We start from the raw sequence: 23,613 nt of genomic DNA on the forward strand, positions 1-23,613 counted from the left end.
ACTTTGCAAGCTGTTTCACTGTTATGTCACTAACATTGAAACTAAATTTAGACACTTGATTGGCGGAGCGGACGGGACTCGAACCCGCGACCCCCGGCGTGACAGGCCGGTATTCTAACCAACTGAACTACCGCTCCACATCAAGTTGCGGTGATAATACGGATGAGAGCTGCTCTCGTCAACAGAAATTTCACCACTTATTACTGTTGAGTTAAAAAAGCAGCAACTTGGGCAAAATTACTGCTTTCACTCACTATTACATCAAATTAATTAGGAGGATCTTCCGGCATGGTCAGATCGATCTCATCTAATGCATCACCAACATCTTGTTGTTGTGCTTTCTCCTTATCTAAACGCAATTGAGCTGCCGCTAACGCTTCTTTCAAATTTCGACGCTTGCGCCAGATTAACAAGGCCAGCGTGCCAAAGAGCAACAGACAAACATTGACGGTTATTATCCAGAAAATAGCCTGATCCTTTGCTTTCTCCTCCTCAATTGCCGCTTTCTTCGCAGCAACTGCAGCAAGCTCTTTAGCTGTCGGAGGGGGCTTAGGCGGTTCAATGAGGTTAAAGAATCGTTCAGGTAGAGTCAGTACCGCCTCTCTACCTGAAACTAAGGTCGTCATCGCCACACCTTTTATACGATAACTGCCATAATCTGTGACTTCAGGCAGAATTAGCTCCGTTTCAGCCTTCAGAAGACCATTGATGATTAACGGCAGCTGAAAACCAGCCGGACCCACTAATTCGAGCGCTAAATGGGTTTCATTGAGTAGAACATGATCCAACTGAGCTTCAATCAACAATTTCCAACGTTCATTTGTGGGATCTGCGGGTTCAATAACAACAATATTGATGGGAGCAGGAGACAGATCAAACTGATAGACAGCCTCACGGCTAAAAACGTTATTTTGAGCCTTTACAACTAAGCTATAACTACCCCAAGGCTGATCAAGGCTAATATCGCCTGTAAATACTCCATCATCAGGGCGCTCGTCTAACTCTTCACCATTATCCTTATATGAACCAACCACTCGAGTACCAGCAGCAAAGTTTTCTTCCCCAGCTTGATGTCTACTAATAAATTTTACTGTCCAGTCTACCAGATAATCAAGCCCCGGCATCCTTAATCTCTGTTCATCCGCTAATAGGTGAGAGGTTACTTTTAGGCGCTCCCCTTGATAGAGAGGTTGAGGAAACTCCTCTACCCAGATCCCTAATTTGGAGACTTTCTTAATAGTCGATCCTTCAACCACTCGACCAACCAATTGCCATGGACCAGGTAATGGATTTTTAATGGTAATAATATCACCGCTTAATCCATCGACCCATTGCACACTTTCGGGGTGACGTTCTGCAAACCATTTACTCCCATCCGGCAATACAATCACAACCGGCCCACTGCCAAATTGCCGCTGTATGATTAACGTCATACTGTCGACCATGTGATCGATACGAAAACGATTCTTTAATTCACTGGCTTGTTGTGAAGGCACTATATTGGCCAAAATCTGCCCGCTATAAGATATGGCAATCAAAGCGATAAAGCCGTATAAAAAACCTTTAACTTTAAAAAGTGTCATAGAGTGACGTCTATCCTCGCCAAATACATTGTCCTGATTTTGCAACTAAATCTAATCTGTCTTCATGCATAGTAAGTTCATCGGCCGTTGCACTGATCACTTTAAGTTTACTGCGATTTATACTTAAACGCGTGATCCCATCTCCTTCACGTCCCTCTTTCTCACCTGAGAGATTAAATTTGGTTTGTCCACCCGTCATCATCAGGTAAACGTCAGCTAAAATCTCCGCATCGAGTAAAGCGCCGTGGAGATCACGACGGGAGTTATCTATGCCATAACGTTTACATAATGCATCCAGATTATTCTTCTGACCCGGGTGCAGAAACTTAGCAATCGCCAATGTATCTAAGATATGACAGATATCAGCAGTTTTTGGCCCACGTGGTTGCAGCAGTGAAAACTCATGATCCATAAAGCTAACATCGAAACTAGCGTTATGGGCCACAACTTCAGCGCCATCAATAAACTCGATAAAGCTTTGGGATATTTCAGCAAATTTAGGTTTGTGAGCAACAAATTCGTTGGTAATACCGTGTACCGCTATCGCTTCTTCATCGATGAGCTGCTGAGGATTAATATATTCATGGTAATGACGTCCCGTTAATCGTCGGTTAATGACCTCAACACAACCAATTTCAATAATACGGTGACCAAGATAGATGGCACCAACACCTTGGTTCATACCTGTGGTTTCAGTATCGAGAATGATCTGACGCTTTGCACTTGATACAATATTCATAAGATTAATAGCACTTAATAAGTTTTTGGGTATACTCGCCCAATGATTCGACTATGGTAACAACTTGATGACGGTACTGAAACAGCTCTCAATATTTACTGATGGCTCCTGCTTAGGTAATCCAGGTCCAGGCGGCTACGGTGTTGTAATGAAATATAAAGCACACACTAAGGAGCTTGCCGACGGTTTTATGTTAACAACAAACAACCGTATGGAACTACTCGCTCCTATTATCGCATTAGAAGCATTAAAAGTACCCTGTAAAATCACACTAACAAGCGATAGCCAGTACATGAGACAAGGGATCACGCAATGGATCCATGGTTGGAAAAAGAAAAATTGGATGACCTCAACTAAACAGCCAGTTAAAAATGTCGATCTGTGGAAACGCCTAGACGAAGCCGCGGCAGCTCATGAAATAGATTGGCGTTGGGTCAAAGGACACGCTGGCCATACCGAAAATGAGCGCTGTGACACCTTAGCAAGAATTGCTGCTGAAGCTAAGCCAACACAAGAAGATCTCGGTTATCAACCTAATACTCAATGATCTCAGTTATATTTTTATAATAAGAAAATATAACACTAAAAGCTATTGTTACAAAAGCCAATAAATCGATCGCAAAGTGGTGTGGATTTACGACTTTTATGATGAATACGATAAAACTGTCTCTCTAAAAATAAGCCTTCAACTTCGATGATCCCTAACTCTTTACGGCTGATCTCCTTTTCTAAAGTCAACTCAGACAACACCGCTAAACCCGCCCCCTGTTTCACCGCTTGTTTTATGGCATCCGGAGTTCTAAAAATAAATCTCTCAACCGGCTGCATATCCAATGCGTTCGCGGCATTAATAAAATACTCTCGGGTACCTGAGCCCTCCTCTCGCATCACCCAAGACTGTCCTTGTAATGCTTTAGGCAATACGTGTTTACCTGCTAGAGGATGTGCTGGGTGACAGAAAATAAGCAATCTATCTTTATGCCATGCCTCAACTTTAATACGGCTGTCTAAACATTGTCCCTCAATGAAACCAATCTCACTTCTGAACTCTAAAATGGATTTAATCACTCCTTGGGTATTATCGATATCCAAGTCAACCTGAGCACAGGTATGTTGTTGACAAAATGCAACAGCACTTTTCGCTAACATAAAGTTACCTATCGTCGAGCTGGCACTGACATTTAACGTGCCGCTGAACTCTGCCTCTGGAGATGAAAATAGGTGTTCTATCTGATCAAATTTCTGTAATGCCTCCGTAGCTAAGGGCAAGAGTAAGCTGCCCTGTGAATTTAATCTAAGCCGATTACCTACTCGTTCAAACAAGCGTGCATCGAGCTGTTTTTCAAGTTCAGCTAATGCCATTGAAGTTGCTGGTGCAGATAAATTGACCATTTCAGCCGCTCGGGCAACCTGACCACTTCGAGCAACAGCCTCAAAAATAGTCAGTTGTTTCAGTGTGATTCGCATCTGTTTCTAATCTAGTCTGTCTGGAAAATAAATGACAAAATAACTCGTAGTATATAACTTAGGAATTATCAGTTTTATAGTGCTCATTTCTACCTGCACTTGGTGCAGTAGCCCATTGAGTCGGCCTTACTTTTCGTTTCTCTTGAATAGGCGTTAATGGAGACTCTAATTTTCTAGCAACAATCAAGTACATGCTGCCACTACTGGGCAACCATGCTTGCAGTGCATCTTGCCAGATACTCTCCTCCCTTAATTCACTGAGTAGATGATGGTAAAGAAAACGTTCATCAGAAATAACTTGATAACCTAACAGTCCTAGCCAATCTTTCACTCTTGATGGCATAAAAAAGCGGCCACACCAAGGCAATTGTTGCTGATATTTAGGCAGTAACTTACCAATAAAAGCAGGACTTAATGGATTAAATCCAATGATAAAAAGATACCCTCCCGAGATTAAAACTCTATCGGTTTCACGAAGCATTTTATAAGGGTCGGTCTCAAACTCCAACAACATGTTCATCACCACGGCATCGATGACGCCATTTTGGATCGGCAACGCGGTAAAATTAGCTCTAACTGCTGCACTATCGCCATCATAAAGAGAAAAACAACGGCCTATTGGGAGTTCAGGCATGTTTAACTTGGCACTTAATGCCCCCAAGTTAAGCATGTGGTAACCAAACACTTTTGGCCACCAAGGTGTCAAAGTGTGCTCTATTAAATCCTTAATCTGTTCGCCATTAGGAAGTTCAGACCAACTTTGCGGCGATAAGGGGACAGTATTTTCCGGCACAGCAATCCCTAACTAAATATATAACTAAAATAAAATGAGCATAACCAGCAACCCAGACACCCGTTTACGGGTCTCAATCAATCGATTACGTCTATTAAATACCACAAAGCGCTATACAAGTAATAGCGTTGAAAAGTAAAATGATAGTATACGTTATCACAACATTCATTTTAGGAATGGGATTTTTAAAAGGAAATAAATATGTCTACAGCTTCTACGTTAACCGTCACTCCCATCTCTGCACTTGATGATAACTATATCTGGGTCATATCTATTCCAAACTCATCACTAGTCTATGTGGTCGATCCAGGTGATGCTAGTGTGGTCATTCAATACCTACAAGTCCATAAGCTCACACTCGCAGGTATTTTGCTCACTCATCATCATCATGATCATACGGGTGGTGTTAGTGCACTGATAGATCACAGCTCAGTTCCAATTGAAGTGTTTGGTCCATCGAATGAAAATATTGCCAACATCAGTAACCCCATTACAAAGCAAACCCATGTCAATCTGCAAGCATTGGGATTAACCGCTACTATTATCTACTTACCAGGTCACACTCTGGGGCATATTGCCTACCATATTCAAGATGTTTTGTTTTGCGGAGATACGCTTTTCAGTGGCGGGTGTGGGCGCTTGTTTGAAGGCAATGCGAGTCAGCTTTATCACTCATTACAATCTTTAGCCAACTTATCTGGAAATACTCGTGTTTACTGTGCCCATGAATACACGCTATCGAACCTCAAATTTGCAATGATGGTAGACCCTGATAACGCAGCACTAATCAATTACGACAAACATTGCCAAACTTTACGCGCAAACCATCAAGCAACATTACCTTCCAATATAAAGACTGAACGAGAAATAAATCCTTTTTTGCGTTGCCACACGCCAGATGTCATTAACTCAGTAAACCAGCACTTCAATCAAGAAGCAAAAGATACAGTGACGACTCTTAGCCTTCTCAGGCAATGGAAAGACAAGGCTTAAGAAATCATTTACAATGATGCGCTAATTAAGTCCCTTATTAGATATACCTAAAAAATATGTGGGACTACATTGAGGAATTAATTGTTAGATGCGCACACAAGTATTTGTAATAGTAGGGAGTATTGCCCTTCTTTCTGGTTGTCAGTCTTTAAACCAAACAACGGACAGCCCGACACAGGCTCCGAACGTCGTTCAAACAGTTCAGTTATCTCCCCCTGAAGTCGAATCAATACCGACTCCACAGATCATTGAAGTGACTGATGTTTGGCAAAGAATTCGCCTTGGTTTAGATTTTCCAATCCCAGATCAAAAGCTAGTTAACCAATACCGTGATTGGTATATCAAGCACCCACAACATCTGGAACGAGTATCCCAAAGAGCTGAACCCTTTCTTTATCTGATCGTAGAGGAGATTGAAAAACGAGGACTACCAATAGAGTTAGCTTTACTCCCTATTGTTGAAAGTGCTTTCGATCCCTTTGCTTACTCACATGGCGCAGCTTCTGGCCTGTGGCAATTTACAGCCCCAATGGCAAAACATTTTGGTCTGGAGATGAACTGGTGGTATGACGGTCGTCGAGACGTCCCGGCTGCAACAATTGCGGCACTGGATATGCTTGAATACCTTTACAAAAAGACAAACGGCAATTGGCTCTACACCATGGCAGCCTATAATACTGGCGAAGGTCGTGTCCTTAATGCAGTGAAACGCAATAAAAAACAAGGTAAGGCCACCGATTTCTGGGCGTTAGATCTTCCAAGAGAAACTGAGCGTTATGTTCCTCAAATGCTGGCGTTGGCAGAGGTCATCAAAAATGCTGACAAATATGGCATCAAACTTATGCCTATCAAGAATCAGCCTCAGATCCAGGTTATCGATATCGGTGATCAAATTGACTTAGCTCTTGCGGCTGAGCTTGCGAATATGACCACCTCTGAGTTACATAAACTCAACCCCGGTTATAACCGTTGGGCTACGGCGCCTGATGGCCCGCACAAGCTTGTGCTTCCAGTAGATAAGGCAGCAGCGTTTACACTCGCACTTGCCGATACAAACGCCGATGACAGGCTGAATTGGGAAAGGTATCAGGTAAAATCCGGTGATAGTTTAGGTCTTATTGCCCAGCGTTATCACACTACGGTGTCCGCTCTGCAAGCTGTCAATGACATAAAAGGCAACACCATCGTCATAGGTAAGCACCTTTTGATCCCTGTTGCAGCGCAGAACCCAGAGCAATACGCTTATTCTGCCAACCAGAGATTGCTGTCGAAGCAAAAAAGAAAGCAAGGAACCAAGGTTAGCTACAAAGTTCAATCAGGCGACTCATTTTGGAAAATAGCTAAAGCACATAAGGTGTCAATTTCACAACTTGCAAGTTGGAATAACATGGCACCAAAAGACAGTCTAAGAATAGGTAAAAGTCTGACAATATGGACAGGGGCTAAACTGAAAAAATCATCCTCTGTGACTCGTACAGTCAACTATACCGTCAGATCCGGTGACTCTCTTGCACGTATTGCAACAAAGTTTAAGGTCAGCGTTGTCGATTTAGTTCGTTGGAACGAACTTGAAAAAAGTAAGTATATCCAACCAGGTCAAAAGCTTAAATTATTTGTTGATATGAGTAACATTCGAGCTTAAACATTTACCAAGGACAAGAGACAGACAATAAATAGTCAGTGAATGTCGATGACAAACACTGGCTATTTTCTTTGCATCAATTTTCAGTACACAAACAATACATTGCGCAGTTACTTTATAACCTTGTTGAGAGAGAGGGTTACATCGCCCATGGCGATGCGCTTAGATTCAATTGCATGGCCGACATAAATCGCCTTAAGCGTGAAACCAGTGCCTTTAACTTGCTTCATCGTCGCTTCAGGGATCTTAAACTTAACCGTAATGAGTTTACCAACTGGGATTACTGTGTCTCTGATAGCCTGCGTAAACATCATCTCATTTGACCATGCCCAGATCACATTCCCCATAGGATCAAGTAACTGTAAATCAGCTGTCATACCCGAACGATATTGTATCGGTACGCCATGAGATTGATTATTGGTGATCTTAAGAGATACCAAGAGTCCATTGTCGACTGAGGCCACAAGTTCGCCAGTTAACAGTCCTTTAGTCATCTTGTCCTCCGAGACGCTTTTTTTAAGCAGAGAATAATTGACACTGTCCTTTGCTACCACAACAGCTTTGACCTTAAGATCTTTGCCAGCAGCAACCCCATTATCAGCACTGTGTTCGACAAGATTTGAGTTAACTTCAGGCCCATTTCCTTGGGAACAAGCTGTTAGCGTAACAGCACTCAAGATCAGTAATATACTGGATTTCATCAAAAGCCTCCCAGTCTTTTCAAAATACTGTCTTTTACTTTATCTTTTACCTTTTCCGTTTCCTGTTTTAACTTAGCATCAAACAAGGCCCCAGTATCTAATGCAAACTTAGGGTCGGCAAAGGTACCTGTAATTGAGAACGGAATTTCAATACCATGAAGTGCATCACGCTCACCTCCCCCTTGTCCTTCAAGTGAACCTACAACCGAAGTCGTCAATGAATAATCTAAAGCCTCTGTAATGATATTTGCAGTACCCGCACCAGCGAGGCGGATCAAAGGCGAAGCCATCAAGAGATCAGGATTCGAAGCAACGCCATTCACCACTGAGAACGACCCCGTCAAACTAGTAAAATCAGTTTTCTGCTCACTCTTTGCCGTAGACGAGAGATCACCACTGAGTTTAGCTTTAGCATCACGGAGCATCTGTGGAATATTTACTCCATATAGGGCACCATCTGCGATCTCAAATTGACCTTTCGCCGCTAGATTCTTCTTTAAGTTTTCAGTAATTAAACTGCGTCCTTGACCCTTAACACTAAAACTAGCCGTTCCAGCCAAAAGATCTATATCCGCAGCATCCTTCATTAAATCATGTATTTGTACACCTTTCACTGACTCATCGAAACGATAACTCGGCACGTTTTGGCGTCCATCAAGTTGCGCACTTGCAGATAACTTACCTTGATAAAGATCTGCATTAAGTTCTGTCATGGATAATATCCCAGACTTCAATTTTGTTTTCATCAACCAATTACTCGTGTGCATATTCGCCACTTTTATCGATTTGACGGTTAATTCGAGGTTGAAGTTGACCAACTTCAGTGCGGATAAGTCAGGCTCTTTATTCGAGCTAGCTTTAGCTGCAGGCTCCACTTTTTCTTCTGCCGCTGTCTTTGCTGGCATAAAAGCATCTAAATCAATATCACCAAGGCTAAGCTTACCGTCAATGTTAGGTACTTTTGCACCATAAGCAACGATGACTTCACCCGAACCGTTTATATCGGCAACAACTAACTCATTTAACGTCACCTGAAGCTGTTTTTTATCCAGCAGAACGTTAATTTGTGCCAATAGCTGACTGTCTAACTTCTTATTCGGAATTGCTTCTCCCATTACAGAATTTGTTATTTTCAGATCTTTTAACTCAATTGATTGCATAGAAGGGGCTATTTTGATCATACCCTCTCCTTGACTCGTCAGCTTCATATCGGGTAATTCTGCATTTAATTGATAAGCAAGTGGGGCATATTTACCTAAGCTAAACTTGCCTAGGGTTAGTTTCTCCAATATAAATACTTGTTCAGTGCCCGCCATGTCATCAAGCATCCTCACGGTCGTATTGGTGATAGCTAAGCCACCAATATCCAAGCCTGATAATTTAACCTTCTCAGTGCTTGCAGGATCTTTGGTCGTTTCAGGTTTGCTAGCCCCGCCATCTAAACCATCAAAACTCGTTTGACCATCTTTGCGGGTTTCCAGATTAAGTGTAAGTCCATCTAAATTCAGTTGCGCTATTTCAACCTGTTTACTAAATAAAGGCATTAAAGCAACTTCAGCAACCACCTTATTCACTTTAATCATGGAAGCCTCAGCAAATCCTTGAGGATTGGAGAGTGAGATGTTGGATAACTCAATACCGATTGAAGGAAAAAAGGTCCAAGAAAGGTCATCTCCAATAACAAGATCACGTCCAGTTTTATCCTTTACTGCTTCAACCAATTCGGGCTTAAAATCATTTGGATTGAAAAAAAGCATTAGATAAGCAGTTAATGAGGCGAATAAGAGTAGCAATATGATAAAAAACCATTTTAAAATTTTCATAACAGGTTCCGTCTGAAGTGAGGATTTAGGTTACAGCATGTTCAATAAATCGAGTTGTTTACTCGAAATAGCCACACCATTTTCATCTGAATATAACATCATACCCGGCACAATTATAATGTCCGCGATAGCCAACTTAGGGTTTATTTCTCCAGCGTCCCGTTTTACGGTCTTAATTGGATTAGCCCCCAGAGCTTTAATTCCTATATCTAACTGGCTGAGCACTCCAACATCTCTAACACAGCCATTGATTACGATCCCTTCCCAGCCATTATTAACCGCATCCATGGCTATCATGTCTCCAAGAAGAGCTCTATTCAATGAACCACCACCATCTACAAATAAAACCTTACCTTTACCACTGGTTGTTAACACTTGTTTAACTTTAGAGTTATCTTCAAAACATTTGACTGTAATAATCTCCCCCCAGAATATTTTTCTCTTACCATACTGATTTAAACAGAGCGATAATAATGTAAGTTCATCTGCATAATGATCATAAAGATCGGGTAAAAGGTCCTGCATAGTAATCTCCTAAATCCATTTACTTCAGATTACCCTCTAATCTCCCTTTCAACAAGATGGCTCTACATGTGTTAAGTCGCTTAATATGTATTTATTTACGAATATACATATGAACCTCTTTAATAAGTTTGTTGAAAAGTCTATAATGAAATTTATAGTCAATTCTGACTCTGAACCAACTGTAATCTCTCTTTAAAAAGTGATCAATAATGAACAAGAATTTTGATTTACAAAGTGCACTAGCTGCATTGGATGAATATGGATATGATAAAAAGCAATCCAGTGATCTAGCTCAAGCTCGTAACAAGCAACAAATGAGTAAGTACATTGAATCTTTAGATTATAATCTTCGACGTTTATTAATATTGCAAGAGACTATTAATGAACTTGTTGTTAAAAAGAAACATCTAATAGTCCAACAAGAAAATATTCAAACATACAAGACTAAAGTGATCAACCTATCTCGACAATTCAATATATCTTATGACGATGTTATACAAATAATGCAAGATCAGGCCAACTAAACATTCTAATTTAATTGCTTTATTTAACATGGAATTCATTATTTCAGTTATATAATTTTCTCATTATAATGCCCACTTAATCAAATTGGCTTAGCCAGGCTAAGCATTTGACTAATATATGATTATCTCAAGAGATCACAGTTGCATTTATAAAAGTCTCATTCACGCCTATCCGTAGTTGAGCATGCCATCAAGTTATAGTGACATGCATCACGCTACACCTATTTAATCTCCTTATCATGTTAATTAACTATTTCCCTATATGATTAATTATCCTAAGTATTGTCTATTCACTGGTGATTTTTGGTTTGTATTTATCAGCAAATATTCTCTGGTAATATTTAACAAAGGGAACTCTAACTAACAGTAATGAGCATGTAAGTAGAATATAAATGCTAGGTTCAATCACTTCTGATTTAACCGACCAATAAAAATGTATAGGCACTAAGATAGCCACAAGATAAACAAAGTTATGCAACTGTTGCCAATGTTTTCCCATCTTACGCCTAATGGCTTTAAACGATGTTATCGATAGTGAAAACAAAATGATGTACGCCAATGCACCTACAAATATATAGGGCCTCTTTAATACTTCCTCAACAAGAAGTGACCACTCAAATAAGAGGTCTAAACTGATAAAAGATAAAATATGCAGACTTGCGTAAGCGAATACATACAGGCCTACAACTCGTCGAGTCTGGATCAATATCCCTAGTTTAAATTTACGTGCAACAGGAGAAATAGCCAAAAGTATGACTAAAGTATTCAACGCTCCTATACCTGTGTAATGAATAATAAATTGAACAGGATCGCCTCCAGCTTGATCCGAAAAAACTAACAGGGCTAAGTAAATTATTGGCAGGATTGCAACGCTATGGATAACCACTTTCAACCCAAATAGATGTTTCATTGTTAATCGCATTGATAACTCCAGACTCGTTCAATATAGTGCAAATAAGTCTATTCTCGTCACTAATGAACAAGCTTAAAGACTGCTTAGAAATTCCTTGTTAAATCGATCCCTTGATATAAACCAGCAACTTGCTCCTCATATCCATTAAAAGGCTGTGTTTTAATTCGTTTAGCTGAAAATAATCCACCTTCACCGATCCGCCTTTCACTCGCCTGAGACCAACGAGGATGATCAACGTTGGGGTTTACATTGGCATAAAAACCATACTCTTGCGGAGCAAGTTGATTCCAACTTGTTGGTGGTCGTTTATCCAGAACTCTGATCCGAACTAAAGACTTAATACTCTTAAAACCATACTTCCATGGGACAACCAAACGTATAGGCGCACCATTTTGTGGCGGTAATGTTTTACCATAAAGACCTACCGCTAAAAATGACAGATCATTCATCGCCTCCGCGATGGTCAGTCCTTCCACATAAGGATAATGGATCCCACCGCCCATTAAACGGCTCTTTTGTCCCGGCATCTGTTCAGGATCAAATAGTGTTTCAAATGCGATATATTTAGCGTTACTGGTCAATCCTGCTTTTTTAAGCAAAGAGGCTAAAGGAAAGCCAACCCAAGGGATAACCATAGACCAAGCCTCGACACACCTTAAACGGTAAGTACGCTCTTCAAGCATCATCATCTTGGTCAAGTCATCAAGTCCTAATGTGATCGGATGATCAACCTCACCATCAATAACCAGTGTCCACGGGTCTACCTTCATCTGTTGTGCATTTTCTGCTGGATCAGACTTACTCGTCCCAAATTCATAGAAGTTATTATGGCGAGTCACCTTATCAAAAGGCGTCTTAGCTTCGTTTACCTCAAAGCCTTTATTTACAGTGAATGCCAACACAGAGGTGATAAAGGGAGTATTGGACTTACTCTCCCCAAATAGATCAAAAATACCAGCCTGAACGTGACCAGGAATACTCGCTCCCACCGCACCTAAACCTAAGGCTTTAATGATATTTCGACGGTCATTGAACACTGATTCAGGAGTGGTGTCTGAACTTTTTAATGTGTCCCAAGATGCTCTCTTTATAAAATGCATTGAATAGCCCTTTTAGTTTCTTAACAGATAAGACCGTATTATTGTCGATTCAATTTCAGTTAACCGTTTAGCGACTATTTCTGTTAAATGAATTTAAAAATCATTACTCACTTAATTATACAATATCAGTTTATTTTTTGACGATAGAAGCACTCGACCGATAACACTACAGCAACATGCGGTTAAGAGTTATTCATTTACTCGCATCCTACTTGAACAAGCTGAGCTGAAATGCGAATCTTAGGGCTCTCATTGACCAAGGCCATCTTTCATGCCCATTGATATTGTACTATCCGTTCCCGAAATCATCGTTCTTATCGCGATCTCTTTTCTCTCTATACTCATTGGTGCTCTGATAAATCAAAAGCTCACAAGGCGCCGCTGGGAGATGTCTAAAGCACATATAGAGAATATTCATCAGCAAGAGATAGAACAATATCAACAAGAGTTACAACATAAAGAGTCAGTACTATGTGAAAAGGAGCAGCAACAGGAACAGGTGCAATTTAAGCTTGAACAACAGCTATCAGCATTAGGAAAAGCCCAAGCCGATGCTCACAGATGCACTGGATTAGAGTTACAGCTTAAAGATTCTCAACGTAAATTAATGGAAGCACAACTGGCGCTATCTAAGTCAAACGCTATGCAGCAAACACTCACGGTAAAATTTACCGCAGAGCAACAAGCACTCGAAGATAAACTGCAATTACTGGAAACGGCCGAGATTAGATTGAATACCCAATTTGAAAATCTGGCAAATAAAATATTCGAAGAACGGTCAGTCAAGTTTCAGCACCAAAACAGCACCCAACTTGACTCCGTGCTTGCGCCTTTCAAGCAGCAGCTAGAAAGCTTTAGAAAGCAAGTGAGTGAATCTTATACTCATGAGCAATCACAGCGTAGTGCATTTAATCATCAACTTGAATCCCTCAAAGCACTGAATATGCAGATGAGTCAAGATGCCGTTAACCTTACCAATGCGTTAAAAGGTGATAATAAGCAGCAAGGTAATTGGGGAGAAGTCATTTTAGAACGCGTCTTGCAGGAGAGTGGTTTACGTGAAGGCCACGAATATGATACCCAAACCGAGCTGAAGAATGATGATGGCAAGCGCTTTAAACCCGATGTCATTGTCCACCTTCCAGAAAACAAAGATGTCGTGATAGATGCAAAAATGTCTTTGGTCGCCTACGAGCGTTACTTTAACAGTGATGATGACACAATACGTATGCAGGCACTCAAAGAGCATGTGATTTCTATACGTAGCCACATTAAAGGGCTAAGCAACAAAGATTACCAAAAGCTGCATGGGCTAACGAGTTTAGACTATGTATTAATGTTTATTCCGTTAGAGCCCGCGTTTCTTCTCGCTCTTGAGCACGACCCAAGCTTGGTTAACTATGCACTTGAACATAACATCATGATCGTTAGCCCAACAAACCTGCTCGTTGCATTGAGAACCATCAACAATATTTGGCGTTACGAGTACCAAAATCAAAATGCACAACATATCGCCAAGCAAGCTGGAAAAATATACGATAAACTTTGTGGCTACATTGAAGATATGGAAAAGTTAGGTCGAGCTATAGAGGGGGCTGAGAAAAGTTATGCTAACGCCATGAATAAACTTACCAGCGGTAAAGGTAACTTAGTCAAGCAAGCCCATCAGATGCAACAACTAGGTGTAGACACAAGTAAAAAGCTAGATCAACGTATGCTAGATCAAGCGCTATCTGATTATCGGTTAGATGATAAACAGCTCAACTGATTATCCCTTAGTTAGACAAGCAAATAATATGGATATTAAAAGGAAAAATAGAAATGCACATGCGGTTAATTGGCATTTTAAAACATCTTGTATCAGATATAGGTCCTTTATTGCTTGTCCTTGCAAGTATCATGATGGGAAGCATTGCTCATGCTGGTCAACTTAGCCAAGAGCAACAAACCTATCTTGATGCTCGCAAAGCCTTAGATAAAAAGCAAACCAAGGAATATGCCCGCTTAAGAACCCAACTCGCCGATTATCCCTTAAGCGTTTATCTGGATTACCATGCCAACATCAAAGCTATTTTGACCTACAAAGGGATAAAAGCAGATAAAGCATTGCAACAATTTAACGACACCCCCCTTTTTAATTCTGCTAGACACCGTTACCTCAAGCACGTTGGCGCTCAAAAGCGTTGGGCAGATTTTTTAACCATAAGCCCGACTCCTCCAAATAATGTCACTTTACAGTGTTATTACTACCGAGCGGAGCTGTTCCAAGGCAACAAAGAGCAAGCCTATAAAGGTGCTAAATCACTTTGGTTATACGGAAAATCCCGCCCTAAGGAGTGTGATCCCCTCTTCAAAGCATGGCAAAAATCAGGAGGAATGACCCAAGAGTTAATTTGGTCTCGTATGTTATTAAGTTTTAACGCTAACCAATATGGTTTATTAACTTATCTGTCTCGAAAAGTCACCAGCCAACAGCAAACGGCCAAGACATTAGTTGCCGTATACAAAGATCCCAGAAGCTTACGCCACATCCAAAAATATTCCACTTCGGCAAAAAACTATGCCGACATTGTCGATGCCGGCTTACGAAAACTGGCACGAAAAGACCTTAAACAAGCCGTAAAGCTCTATGCCAGTTATCAAAAGACAGGCAGATTTAGCGATTATCAGGGACGTAAGCTAAGTCGCTATTTAGTTAGACGAGCAGTCATACGACAAGAAGAGCAACTAAAAGGGTTTGTCGACACCATGCTGCCCCTGCTTGACAGTGATGACCTTGTGGAGCTAAGGCTTAGGTGGGCCATACGTGAGAACGACAGCCAAACAATCACGACTACCCTTCCTCTGCTTAGTGAGCAAAAACAGGCAAAATCAAGATGGCAATATTGGCAATCCAGAGAGAAAAAGAACCATAGTGCTGCTGACAGTAAAATGCTAAACGACTTAAGCCAACAGCGTAATTTCTATGGGTTTTCAGCCGCTAATGAGCTGAATTTAGCCTATCAACTCCAAGATGAATTGTCAGTGAGTGACACACTAAGTCGTCAAAAACTCGCTGATGATTCAGGCTTAAGCCGAGTGATTGAACTGCTCGCGTTAGATAAAACCATTGATGCAAGAGCTGAATGGGTACTCATGCTCAGACGACACAATAAAATGATGCAGAAAGAATACGCTGTTTTAGCATTAGAGAACCAATGGCACTCACTCGGTGTACAGGCCAGTATTCAGGGAAAACTGTGGAACGATATGACGATTCGTTTTCCCTATGCAGCTAATGATGAATTTACTAAGGCAAGTAAGCAATATCAGGTTAATATCGACGAAATTAGGGCGATAGCTAGACGAGAAAGTGCATTTTACTCCTATGCAACCTCCGGTGCTGGTGCAAGAGGTTTGATGCAACTCATGCCAGCAACAGCAAAAGAGACTGCAAAAAAACAGAGATTAAAATACAAAAATAAACGCAGCTTATACCAAGCTAATATTAATATACCACTTGGCTCGGCTTACTACTCCTCCTTACTAAAACAATTCAACAACAATCGCGTACTTGCAACAGCCGCTTACAACGCAGGTCCACATAGGGTAAAAGGTTGGCTAAAAGTATCTGATGGGCAATTAGATGTCATTGAGTTTATAGAATCACTTCCCTTCACTGAGACTAGAGAATATGTACAAGCAGTGTTAAGTTATCGGGTGATTTATCAAATAAAACAGGGAAAAGAACCTGAATTATTCTCCACTGCAGAACTAAATTTCAAATACTAAGATGCTACACCTTCCGATTAGGTTTAAAAGGGGCAATGTAAACAGCAATCACCCAAGACTAACCTTTACCTTAAGTGTATAAAAATCAATCAAACAGACCTTGCTAACGTGAAAGTTAACTATAGATACATTAGAATGTGAATAACAATGATTTAGATTAAGGGTATAATCTTACCGATGATCACACTCGATACACTTTTTTTGAGCGCTGAGTATCAGCCTCTTATTAATGCTAAAAGTTTACATGTTTGCGGTTATGAGGCGTTATCACGTTTTAATGATAAGCAAGGGATCTCTACTCCGCCCAATATCATCTTTGAGCAACTCCATGAACAAAGCTATCTACTTTCAGTTATTGAATACAAGGCAAAAGCTTTTCAAATTGAGCATTCAGATCTAACACTTCCTCTATTTTTAAATCTAGATCCCCATGCCGCAGAGCATAATTTTGATGAGATGCTCATCCTTTTATCCTCTCGAGCTAAGATCACCGTAGAGCTTATCGAAAATACCTGTATTAACGATGCCAAGCTCTCAAGCAAGCTCCTTTCTCAGCTTAAAGCCAAACAAATAAGCGTTGCACTTGATGATATCGGTGCGCCTCACTCAATGATCTCATTAGATCTCCTGAGTCAAGTCAACACGCTCAAATTCGATATCGATTGGTTTAATAAAACCTCCCCCAATGACCTTCACCTGATAAAAGCATTAATTCAGTTTGCCAAATCCAGCAATAAACTCTGTGTCTTAGAAGGAATTGAGACACTAAAACAACTTGAACTGGCACGAGAGCTTGAGATCGATCTAGTGCAAGGCTTTTTATTCAAGGAACTGTTTGTAACAGCCTCGGCTTCAATCGCCTTAATGCCATAATAATCGGTATGATAGCTTGAAAAATGTGACTACCGAGACAAACTAAACTGGATCATAGCTGTTGTTTGCCCCATAGTTTGTTTATCAATCAGTTAATCAGTTAATCAGTTAATCAGTTAATCAGTTAATCAGTTAATCAGTTAATCAGTTAATCAGTTAATCAGTTAATCAGTTAATCAGTTAATCAGTTAATCAGTTAATCAGTTAATCAGTTGCAGAACAATAAGGGAGTGGGATGACACAGCAAAGTATTTCTCAGATAATTACGCAGCTGGAAATGGTGCTTTTAGGCAAACCGGAACAAATTAAGTTAGCACTAACCTGCATTCTGGCTAAAGGCCATCTGCTTATCGAAGATCTCCCAGGTATGGGCAAGACTAGCCTATCACACGGTATCGCACAGACTTTAGGGTTAAGTTACCAAAGGGTACAATTTACCAGCGATATGTTACCCGCCGACATCTTAGGCGTTTCTATATTTGACAGTGATCAATCTCAGTTTATTTTTCATCCGGGACCGATATTTAAACAGATGGTCTTAGCCGATGAGATAAATCGAGCCAGTCCGAAAACCCAAAGTGCCCTGCTCGAAGCCATGGCAGAAAACCAGATCACCGTTGATGGCATTACGCACCCGCTACCAAGCCCTTTTTTTGTTATTGCCACTCAAAACCCCAGTGAACAATCAGGTACCTTCCCTCTACCTGAATCACAATTAGATCGGTTTATGATGCGGCTCTCTATTGGTTATCCCAATGCCGAAGCTGAGCTCGAAATGCTCAAAAACCATGTTCAATCCACTCAGATCTCAACTCTTCCTCAATGCATCACTCAACTTGAACTGATTGAGCTACAACAGATGGTCGACAAGGTCACCGCTTCTGATGCACTCCTAGGCTATATTTTGGCCTTGATCGATGCATCTCGAGTCCAAAAAGAGGGATATGGACTTTCCCCCAGAGCGAGCAAAGCCCTACTTCAAGCAGCAAAAGCGTGGGCCTTCATTCAAGGTCGAAGTTACCTAGTTCCTGAAGATGTTCAAGCCGTATTCTCATCGATAGCCGAACACAGGATCCGCAGCAGCAGTCAACAACAAGGTGAAGCTGTTTCACAAAAAATACTTAGTAATATCAATCCTATTTTATAGATGTACACAATGAATACGATGGAAAGCAACCGCAGGACACAAGGACGCGCAAAGCAATGGTTCAACCAGTGGCTAGCGAGACGGTTACCGCCGGCATCTAAGGTCACGTTAGCTCACAAGAGCGTGTTTATTTTACCCACTGGATTTGGTTTATTATGGTTGTTTTTAGTCCTACTTCTTTTTCTGTTTGGCACTAACTATCAGAATAATTTAGTCATAGGGTTAAGCTTACTCCTCCTTAGTGTCTTTAATACCTGCATTATTTATAGCTACCGAAATTTGGCCGGGCTGACAATCTCCTCAAAATCTAGCCCTCAGGCCTATGCTGGTGAAACCTTAGTTTTTCCTGTCCGTTTATATGCCAAACAGCCACAATTTTCAGTCTTGATCAATTACCCCAACAATCAAGTTAAACGCATAGAAAAAGTCACAAAGGAGTCTGAAACGACGCTGATTCCCTTTGATAATTCACGCCGCGGGATCATCTTCCCCGGCAGGCTAAAAATCGAATCCTGCTACCCTTTAGGTTTATGCCGGGCTTGGTCTCATGTGGATCTTGACAATCAACATCTGGTTTTTGCTACCCCACTCGATGCTCAAGAGCGACTCATGCATTTTAATAATAGCCATGACTATATTGCTAATGATCAGGGTGGGCATATTCCTGGGGTGGATGAATTTAAAGGCTTAAGACAACATATTCCTGGTGAGTCACTAAAGCAGGTTGCTTGGAAACAACTTGCCCAAGGTCGTGGCATGTTAACAAAAGAGTTCCAACAACCCCAAGGACAACCACAGTGGCTAACATTGACAGATCTTACCTCTGCCGACCTCGAAACTAAATTAAGTCAATTAACCAGTTCGGTGAACAAGTTAAGTGAAAAACGACAGGTTTTCGGACTGATAGTAGGGGATAAAATCATCCCTCCCTCAGAAGGTGAGAGTCACAGGATTAACTGTTTACAAACCCTAGCACTTGTCCCTGCAAACCAGAGACTGGACGATGAGTAAATCACAGCAAGAGATAATTTCTCGCCACAGTCTATTGTGGTTACTATTTGCCAACATCGCGATATTAATACCCTTATATGACAAACTGACCCCATGGAGTCTGGCAATTTGTGGGATCTGCTTATTATGGCGCCTTGGTATTTTTATCGGTAAAGTCGCTAAACCACCACGAATTTTAGTTACCTTTCTAGCACTAGGATCTGCAGTCACATTAGCCTTAATCACCAGCAAAATAGGCCTACTTAACGGACTCATTAACCTGCTTGTTCTGGGCTACGCGCTTAAATATATAGAGATGAGAGAAAGACGTGACGTCAGAATCGTCGTATTAGTGGGCTACTTTCTTATCGCCTTTACTTTTATCAACCAGCAATCAATCTTATTTACAGCCCTTCTCAGCTTTATTACGATTATTAATACTTGCGTCTTGGTTAGCCTTTATCGTGAAGGTGATAAGATCAAAGAAACAGCCAAGATGGGAACTAAGCTGATATTTCAAAGCTTACCGCTGGCACTTCTGCTTTTTATCGTACTGCCAAAATTGCCACCACTGTGGTTAGTACCACCAGACAGTTCAACAACCACAGGTTTATCAGATCAAGTGAGCTTTGGCGATATAGAAAAACTCACTCGTTCAGCAGCGTTGGCATTTAGAGCTGACTTTGGTCGGGCACCGCCAGCTAACCATTTGTTGTATTGGCGAGCACTGGTAATGGAAGATTATGATGGGAAAAAGTGGACACAACACGAGAGTATTACAGATATAGAAGACGATGTTCCATATACCGTCCCAACCAGAAAAAAACCGACAGGCAGCGCACTAGATTACAGCATCATTGCCGAGCCTAGCTACCAAAATTGGTTATTTGGGCTCGATGTCGCCTTTAGTAATAATAACGAAATAATCAATTTGCCCGATCATAGGCTCTATGCCAAAAGAAGCATAGATCAGCAATTCCAATATAAAGTTAATTCTTATCTCACCTCCCCAATGGATTTAATGCTTCATAATAAGGTGAAACAGATAAATGTAAACTTGCCTGACAGGAGTAATCTAAAGACCCGCGCTTTTGCCGCTAAGTTAACCCAAGCGTATCCCAACCCGATGCATAGATTAAATGCCTTAATGAGTTATTTTAATCAAGAAACATATTTTTATACCTTAACGCCCCCTCCTGTAGGCCCGCAACAAATAGACGACTTTCTGTTTGAAAACAAAGCAGGGTTTTGTGTGCATTATGCCAGTGCTTTTACTTTCATCGCCAGAGCCTCAGGTATTCCGACTCGACTCGTTACCGGCTATCAGGGTGGTGAATGGAATGAACAAGCGGGTTACCTTAGCGTATATCAATATATGGCCCACGCCTGGGCTGAAGCTTGGATTGAAGGCAAGGGATGGGTCAGATTTGATCCGACTGCTATGATAGCACCAGAGCGTGTTTTAGAGGGGTTCGATGCCTTCTTTCAACCTGAGTCAAGTTATCTACTCAACAGTCCTTTTAGTTCATTAAGATTAAGGGAGTTTCCACTGTTAAATACATTAAGGGTCTCTTTTGCCAGTTTGGACTATTACTGGAGTGTTTGGGTATTAGGCTTCGATTCAAGTAAACAGGAGCAAGTGCTTCAAAAATTATTAGGGAAAGTCACCCCAGAAAAGTTATCCCTATTGATGCTCCTAGCAATACCGGTGATCAGTCTCACCATAGCCTTCAGTGCCGGAATTCTTTACTTCAACAGAAACAAAGACCCACTCACAACAAAATACCTGCAAGTCTGCGGTATGTTAGCTGGTAAAGGAGTGAGTCGACGTCAAGGTGAAGGGCCTATCGACTACAATAAGCGAGTTGAATTTGCCGTCCCAGCGATTGCTTCTGCGTTTGAACAGTTCACCCAATATTATGTGGCGCTGAAATATCAACCACTGAGTAAACAGACAAGTGAAAAGCTCTCTAAACTGTACTTTATCCTCTTCAAACAGATAAAAGCTAAACTCTCCTAAATATTTATCTTACAAAGTAACCTTTTGTAAATGCGTTCCCGTACATATCTATGCCGTAATTCGATATACCGATCACAGACTTTTCATTATCCTATCTCAGACTATTTACGGTTCTCTAAGCGGATAACTAACTTGATTGCAGTCCAGACATCATCTATGGCGCAAATTTTGTTGTCCACTAACCCCATGGGCAATGCGATACTTCGCACCAGATGATCATTCACTTCAGACGGGATCCGAGCACTTTTCTTCGGCCAGGAAACCCAGATAGTGCCATCTTGCTTGATCAGCGCGAGGTGCAGAGTTAACTGTTCAGTCAGCTCTGCTGCAGAAGTGATAAAAATATGCACCAAGTCTTCACCCCAACAAGCTTCAGGCAAAAACATCACCCCAGGCGGCAACATGCCTAATATTTGCTGATAATGGTCAGGGGCATTATACAGATAGACACTGTCCCCCTCTTTTATACCCAGTTTTAAATACAGGGATTTACCTGCAGTTGTTAACGTCATACTAGATTTCATCACGCCCCCGCCATGCCGGCATTGTCGCCATGTAATTCCTCGTTTTTTGAGCTATCTGTTCAAGGCTTAATGTGGGCTCTACCCGAGCCAGCCAGCGCTCCATCTTGGCAAACACCTCCTCGTAAGGCTTTAAGCTACCATTATCATCAACACAGTATTGGCAATATTCCCCTTCATGATCAATCACCATACCGCAACTACCGCAGTGCATCTCTATCCCTGTTCTTGTTGCTTGTTTAGCTGTCATCTCGTTTTCCTCGGTTCATTTATCTAATAACATGAGTAATAAGATTAAAGATTCAAATTAAAGGCCTTGGTTATCGGCAGTCGCGCCGCCCGCAAAGCGGGTAATAGACCACCAAGCACACCTATAACAATCGCCAGCCCCACCCCATTCAATACCACGGTGGGAGATAGCGTGAAATCAAACACGATTTGAGTGAAATTTCGCCCTCCCAATGTGGAAGCGACAATGCCATCCACCATATAATAAGCGATGACAATGCCAGCAATGCCTCCCACAATGGCGTACAACACCGACTCCAGCATGATTGACCAAAATATGGCCCAGCCATTAAAGCCTATCGCCCTCAACGTCGCGATATCACCCGCCCGCTGAGAGACTGCAGAGTACATCGTATTCAAGCTTCCCGCTAACGTCCCTAGTGCCATGATAATGGCCAGCGGCCACCCCAAATAAAACAAAAAGTCTGCCGTCCCTGAAGCTTGTTGTTTAAAGTATTCAGCTTCAGTAAACACCTCGGCATTGAGTCTGTCATCTGCCGCAATAAACACCTGAATACTGCTGATATCACCGGGGTTTTCCAGCCTTACTCGCAATAACTGCACACTGCCAGCGCGATTAAACTGGCTTTGTACTATTTTTGCATCGGCCCAAAGTTCACTATCAAACACTGAGCCCTTACCACCGAAAATACCCACGACTTTCCACACATTGCGACCCAACTTAATCTCACTGTTAAGCTCCAATCCACTGAACTGCTTCACGGCTGCTTGGCCAACGACAATTTCATTCATGCCCGGCGTGAACATCCGTCCCTCAAGCAAAGCCAAATTATCTCTTAGTGCAACCCCCTCAAGATCGATTCCTCGCAGAGGTAAATTAACCTTATCGCCACCCGCCCTTTTAGTGCCATTGACGATGACGTACAGTTCTGACGAAACCTCAGGTAAACCTTGAATGCGGGCAATACCTGGGGCATTTTTAATAATATTAACCACCTCAGGCGTGAAAGAGCTATTGAGTTCAGATTGGGAGCCATTACGTAAAATAATGGCTAAATCATCTGAGCCTGAACTTGCTACCGTGGCTGAAAAACCACTGTTCATCGCCAGAAAAACCTGCAGTACGGCTATCACAACCGCAATCGAGATAAGGATGACGAGGGTTTCCCAAAAGCGATTGGGAATAGTTTTTATATTCATCAGCGTGATAGCGCCGATCTGTTGCATAAACATAGACAT

General features: G+C 41.5%; 22 protein-coding genes and 1 tRNA gene. 10 read left to right on the forward strand and 13 right to left on the reverse strand.

The genetic code is table 11. The annotated features are described in order from the left end of the window. Positions 1-60: 60 nt before the first annotated feature. From HWQ47_RS14540 to dnaQ, 3 genes are all read right to left on the reverse strand, one after another. Positions 61-137 (reverse strand) — tRNA-Asp (locus HWQ47_RS14540). A 129-nt stretch (positions 138-266) separates the two neighbouring features. Next, a complete protein-coding gene (locus HWQ47_RS14545) occupies positions 267-1,583 on the reverse strand; it encodes a TIGR03503 family protein (protein WP_269966805.1) in 1,317 nt (438 codons plus the stop codon). Positions 1,584-1,593: 10 nt separating this feature from the next. Further along, entirely contained in the window at positions 1,594-2,322 is a 729-nt protein-coding gene (gene dnaQ / locus HWQ47_RS14550) for a DNA polymerase III subunit epsilon (RefSeq protein WP_269966806.1), read from the reverse strand. A 67-nt stretch (positions 2,323-2,389) separates the two neighbouring features. Between dnaQ and rnhA the strand changes: the two genes are divergently transcribed. Then, on the forward strand, positions 2,390-2,869 hold the full coding sequence (gene rnhA / locus HWQ47_RS14555; RefSeq protein WP_269966807.1) for a ribonuclease HI: 480 nt from the start codon (positions 2,390-2,392) through the stop codon (positions 2,867-2,869). A gap of 35 nt (positions 2,870-2,904) precedes the next feature. Here rnhA and HWQ47_RS14560 read toward each other — a convergent pair whose 3' ends face one another. After that, a complete protein-coding gene (locus HWQ47_RS14560) occupies positions 2,905-3,789 on the reverse strand; it encodes a LysR substrate-binding domain-containing protein (RefSeq protein ID WP_269966808.1) in 885 nt (294 codons plus the stop codon). A 58-nt stretch (positions 3,790-3,847) separates the two neighbouring features. Beyond that, entirely contained in the window at positions 3,848-4,582 is a 735-nt protein-coding gene (locus HWQ47_RS14565) for a class I SAM-dependent methyltransferase (protein WP_269966809.1), read from the reverse strand. A 201-nt stretch (positions 4,583-4,783) separates the two neighbouring features. Here HWQ47_RS14565 and gloB point away from each other — a divergent pair, with 201 nt between their 5' ends. Continuing rightward, positions 4,784-5,575, forward strand: coding sequence for a hydroxyacylglutathione hydrolase (gene gloB, locus HWQ47_RS14570; protein WP_269966810.1), 792 nt, complete (start codon positions 4,784-4,786; stop codon positions 5,573-5,575). Between the two features lie 88 nt (positions 5,576-5,663). After that, positions 5,664-7,217, forward strand: a complete 1,554-nt coding sequence (locus tag HWQ47_RS14575) for a LysM peptidoglycan-binding domain-containing protein (protein WP_269966811.1) — start codon at positions 5,664-5,666, stop codon at positions 7,215-7,217. 110 nt (positions 7,218-7,327) lie between these two features. On the opposite strand, the gene HWQ47_RS14580 is transcribed toward HWQ47_RS14575, so the two are convergent. From HWQ47_RS14580 to HWQ47_RS14590, 3 genes are read right to left on the reverse strand one after another with little or no spacing between them, the layout of a single operon-like run. Further along, positions 7,328-7,918: a BsuPI-related putative proteinase inhibitor gene (locus HWQ47_RS14580; RefSeq protein WP_269966812.1), complete on the reverse strand. Its 591-nt coding sequence runs from the start codon at positions 7,916-7,918 to the stop codon at positions 7,328-7,330. Further along, the gene (locus HWQ47_RS14585) at positions 7,918-9,741 is read right to left on the reverse strand and encodes an AsmA family protein (RefSeq protein WP_269966813.1); all 1,824 of its coding nucleotides are present in this window, start codon (positions 9,739-9,741) and stop codon (positions 7,918-7,920) included. The genes HWQ47_RS14580 and HWQ47_RS14585 overlap by 1 nt, the downstream gene beginning before the upstream one ends. Before the next feature lie 30 nt (positions 9,742-9,771). After that, a complete protein-coding gene (locus HWQ47_RS14590; RefSeq protein WP_269966814.1) occupies positions 9,772-10,266 on the reverse strand; it encodes a putative 4-hydroxy-4-methyl-2-oxoglutarate aldolase in 495 nt (164 codons plus the stop codon). A 209-nt stretch (positions 10,267-10,475) separates the two neighbouring features. Here HWQ47_RS14590 and HWQ47_RS14595 point away from each other — a divergent pair, with 209 nt between their 5' ends. Then, a complete protein-coding gene (locus HWQ47_RS14595) occupies positions 10,476-10,790 on the forward strand; it encodes a hypothetical protein (protein ID WP_269966815.1) in 315 nt (104 codons plus the stop codon). 286 nt (positions 10,791-11,076) lie between these two features. Here HWQ47_RS14595 and msrQ read toward each other — a convergent pair whose 3' ends face one another. Together msrQ and msrP are read right to left on the reverse strand one after the other, a co-directional pair. Further along, entirely contained in the window at positions 11,077-11,712 is a 636-nt protein-coding gene (gene msrQ, locus HWQ47_RS14600) for a protein-methionine-sulfoxide reductase heme-binding subunit MsrQ (protein ID WP_269966816.1), read from the reverse strand. A gap of 74 nt (positions 11,713-11,786) precedes the next feature. Next, positions 11,787-12,803 carry a protein-methionine-sulfoxide reductase catalytic subunit MsrP gene (msrP, locus tag HWQ47_RS14605; RefSeq protein WP_269966817.1) on the reverse strand — a complete coding sequence of 339 codons (1,017 nt, stop codon included), beginning with the start codon at positions 12,801-12,803 and terminating at the stop codon, positions 11,787-11,789. A gap of 271 nt (positions 12,804-13,074) precedes the next feature. Between msrP and rmuC the strand changes: the two genes are divergently transcribed. The 6 genes from rmuC to HWQ47_RS14635 all read left to right on the forward strand — a co-directional run bounded on the left by rmuC (position 13,075) and on the right by HWQ47_RS14635 (position 21,604). Then, positions 13,075-14,571 carry a DNA recombination protein RmuC gene (gene rmuC / locus HWQ47_RS14610; RefSeq protein WP_269966818.1) on the forward strand — a complete coding sequence of 499 codons (1,497 nt, stop codon included), beginning with the start codon at positions 13,075-13,077 and terminating at the stop codon, positions 14,569-14,571. Positions 14,572-14,702: 131 nt separating this feature from the next. Then, positions 14,703-16,574: a transglycosylase SLT domain-containing protein gene (locus HWQ47_RS14615; protein WP_442802051.1), complete on the forward strand. Its 1,872-nt coding sequence runs from the start codon at positions 14,703-14,705 to the stop codon at positions 16,572-16,574. A gap of 177 nt (positions 16,575-16,751) precedes the next feature. Then, positions 16,752-17,447 carry an EAL domain-containing protein gene (locus HWQ47_RS14620; RefSeq protein ID WP_269966820.1) on the forward strand — a complete coding sequence of 232 codons (696 nt, stop codon included), beginning with the start codon at positions 16,752-16,754 and terminating at the stop codon, positions 17,445-17,447. A gap of 235 nt (positions 17,448-17,682) precedes the next feature. Continuing rightward, on the forward strand, positions 17,683-18,594 hold the full coding sequence (locus HWQ47_RS14625) for an AAA family ATPase (RefSeq protein ID WP_269966821.1): 912 nt from the start codon (positions 17,683-17,685) through the stop codon (positions 18,592-18,594). A gap of 9 nt (positions 18,595-18,603) precedes the next feature. After that, positions 18,604-19,605 carry a DUF58 domain-containing protein gene (locus HWQ47_RS14630; protein WP_269966822.1) on the forward strand — a complete coding sequence of 334 codons (1,002 nt, stop codon included), beginning with the start codon at positions 18,604-18,606 and terminating at the stop codon, positions 19,603-19,605. Continuing rightward, positions 19,598-21,604, forward strand: coding sequence for a transglutaminase TgpA family protein (locus tag HWQ47_RS14635; protein ID WP_269966823.1), 2,007 nt, complete (start codon positions 19,598-19,600; stop codon positions 21,602-21,604). The genes HWQ47_RS14630 and HWQ47_RS14635 overlap by 8 nt, the downstream gene beginning before the upstream one ends. Before the next feature lie 101 nt (positions 21,605-21,705). On the opposite strand, the gene HWQ47_RS14640 is transcribed toward HWQ47_RS14635, so the two are convergent. Genes HWQ47_RS14640 through HWQ47_RS14650 form a run of 3 tightly spaced genes read right to left on the reverse strand, consistent with a single transcriptional unit; the run spans position 21,706 to position 23,613 of the window. Beyond that, positions 21,706-22,131, reverse strand: a complete 426-nt coding sequence (locus tag HWQ47_RS14640) for a hypothetical protein (protein ID WP_269966824.1) — start codon at positions 22,129-22,131, stop codon at positions 21,706-21,708. Continuing rightward, positions 22,118-22,375, reverse strand: a complete 258-nt coding sequence (locus HWQ47_RS14645) for a hypothetical protein (protein WP_269966825.1) — start codon at positions 22,373-22,375, stop codon at positions 22,118-22,120. Before HWQ47_RS14645 ends, HWQ47_RS14640 begins: the two co-directional genes overlap by 14 nt. Positions 22,376-22,419: 44 nt before the next feature. Continuing rightward, entirely contained in the window at positions 22,420-23,613 is a 1,194-nt protein-coding gene (locus HWQ47_RS14650) for an ABC transporter permease (protein ID WP_269966826.1), read from the reverse strand.

This window comes from Shewanella sp. MTB7, assembly GCF_027571385.1.
In the GTDB taxonomy this organism is placed as follows: Bacteria; Pseudomonadota; Gammaproteobacteria; order Enterobacterales; family Shewanellaceae; genus Shewanella.

Excerpts from the sequence above, each read along its gene's own strand:
- HWQ47_RS14635 (WP_269966823.1), top strand. The coding sequence starts at position 19,598 with ATGAGTAAATCACAGCAAGAGATAATTTCTCGCCACAGTCTATTGTGG.
- HWQ47_RS14575 (WP_269966811.1), top strand. The coding sequence starts at position 5,664 with ATGCGCACACAAGTATTTGTAATAGTAGGGAGTATTGCCCTTCTTTCT.
- HWQ47_RS14585 (WP_269966813.1), bottom strand. The coding sequence starts at position 9,741 with ATGAAAATTTTAAAATGGTTTTTTATCATATTGCTACTCTTATTCGCC.
- msrQ (WP_269966816.1), bottom strand. The coding sequence starts at position 11,712 with ATGCGATTAACAATGAAACATCTATTTGGGTTGAAAGTGGTTATCCAT.
- rnhA (WP_269966807.1), top strand. The coding sequence starts at position 2,390 with ATGACGGTACTGAAACAGCTCTCAATATTTACTGATGGCTCCTGCTTA.
- HWQ47_RS14645 (WP_269966825.1), bottom strand. The coding sequence starts at position 22,375 with ATGACAGCTAAACAAGCAACAAGAACAGGGATAGAGATGCACTGCGGT.
- HWQ47_RS14595 (WP_269966815.1), top strand. The coding sequence starts at position 10,476 with ATGAACAAGAATTTTGATTTACAAAGTGCACTAGCTGCATTGGATGAA.
- HWQ47_RS14580 (WP_269966812.1), bottom strand. The coding sequence starts at position 7,918 with ATGAAATCCAGTATATTACTGATCTTGAGTGCTGTTACGCTAACAGCT.
- HWQ47_RS14630 (WP_269966822.1), top strand. The coding sequence starts at position 18,604 with ATGAATACGATGGAAAGCAACCGCAGGACACAAGGACGCGCAAAGCAA.
- gloB (WP_269966810.1), top strand. The coding sequence starts at position 4,784 with ATGTCTACAGCTTCTACGTTAACCGTCACTCCCATCTCTGCACTTGAT.
- HWQ47_RS14650 (WP_269966826.1), bottom strand. The coding sequence starts at position 23,613 with ATGTCTATGTTTATGCAACAGATCGGCGCTATCACGCTGATGAATATA.
- rmuC (WP_269966818.1), top strand. The coding sequence starts at position 13,075 with ATGCCCATTGATATTGTACTATCCGTTCCCGAAATCATCGTTCTTATC.
- dnaQ (WP_269966806.1), bottom strand. The coding sequence starts at position 2,322 with ATGAATATTGTATCAAGTGCAAAGCGTCAGATCATTCTCGATACTGAA.
- HWQ47_RS14615 (WP_442802051.1), top strand. The coding sequence starts at position 14,703 with ATGATGGGAAGCATTGCTCATGCTGGTCAACTTAGCCAAGAGCAACAA.
- HWQ47_RS14545 (WP_269966805.1), bottom strand. The coding sequence starts at position 1,583 with ATGACACTTTTTAAAGTTAAAGGTTTTTTATACGGCTTTATCGCTTTG.
- HWQ47_RS14620 (WP_269966820.1), top strand. The coding sequence starts at position 16,752 with ATGATCACACTCGATACACTTTTTTTGAGCGCTGAGTATCAGCCTCTT.
- HWQ47_RS14625 (WP_269966821.1), top strand. The coding sequence starts at position 17,683 with ATGACACAGCAAAGTATTTCTCAGATAATTACGCAGCTGGAAATGGTG.
- HWQ47_RS14560 (WP_269966808.1), bottom strand. The coding sequence starts at position 3,789 with ATGCGAATCACACTGAAACAACTGACTATTTTTGAGGCTGTTGCTCGA.
- HWQ47_RS14590 (WP_269966814.1), bottom strand. The coding sequence starts at position 10,266 with ATGCAGGACCTTTTACCCGATCTTTATGATCATTATGCAGATGAACTT.
- msrP (WP_269966817.1), bottom strand. The coding sequence starts at position 12,803 with ATGCATTTTATAAAGAGAGCATCTTGGGACACATTAAAAAGTTCAGAC.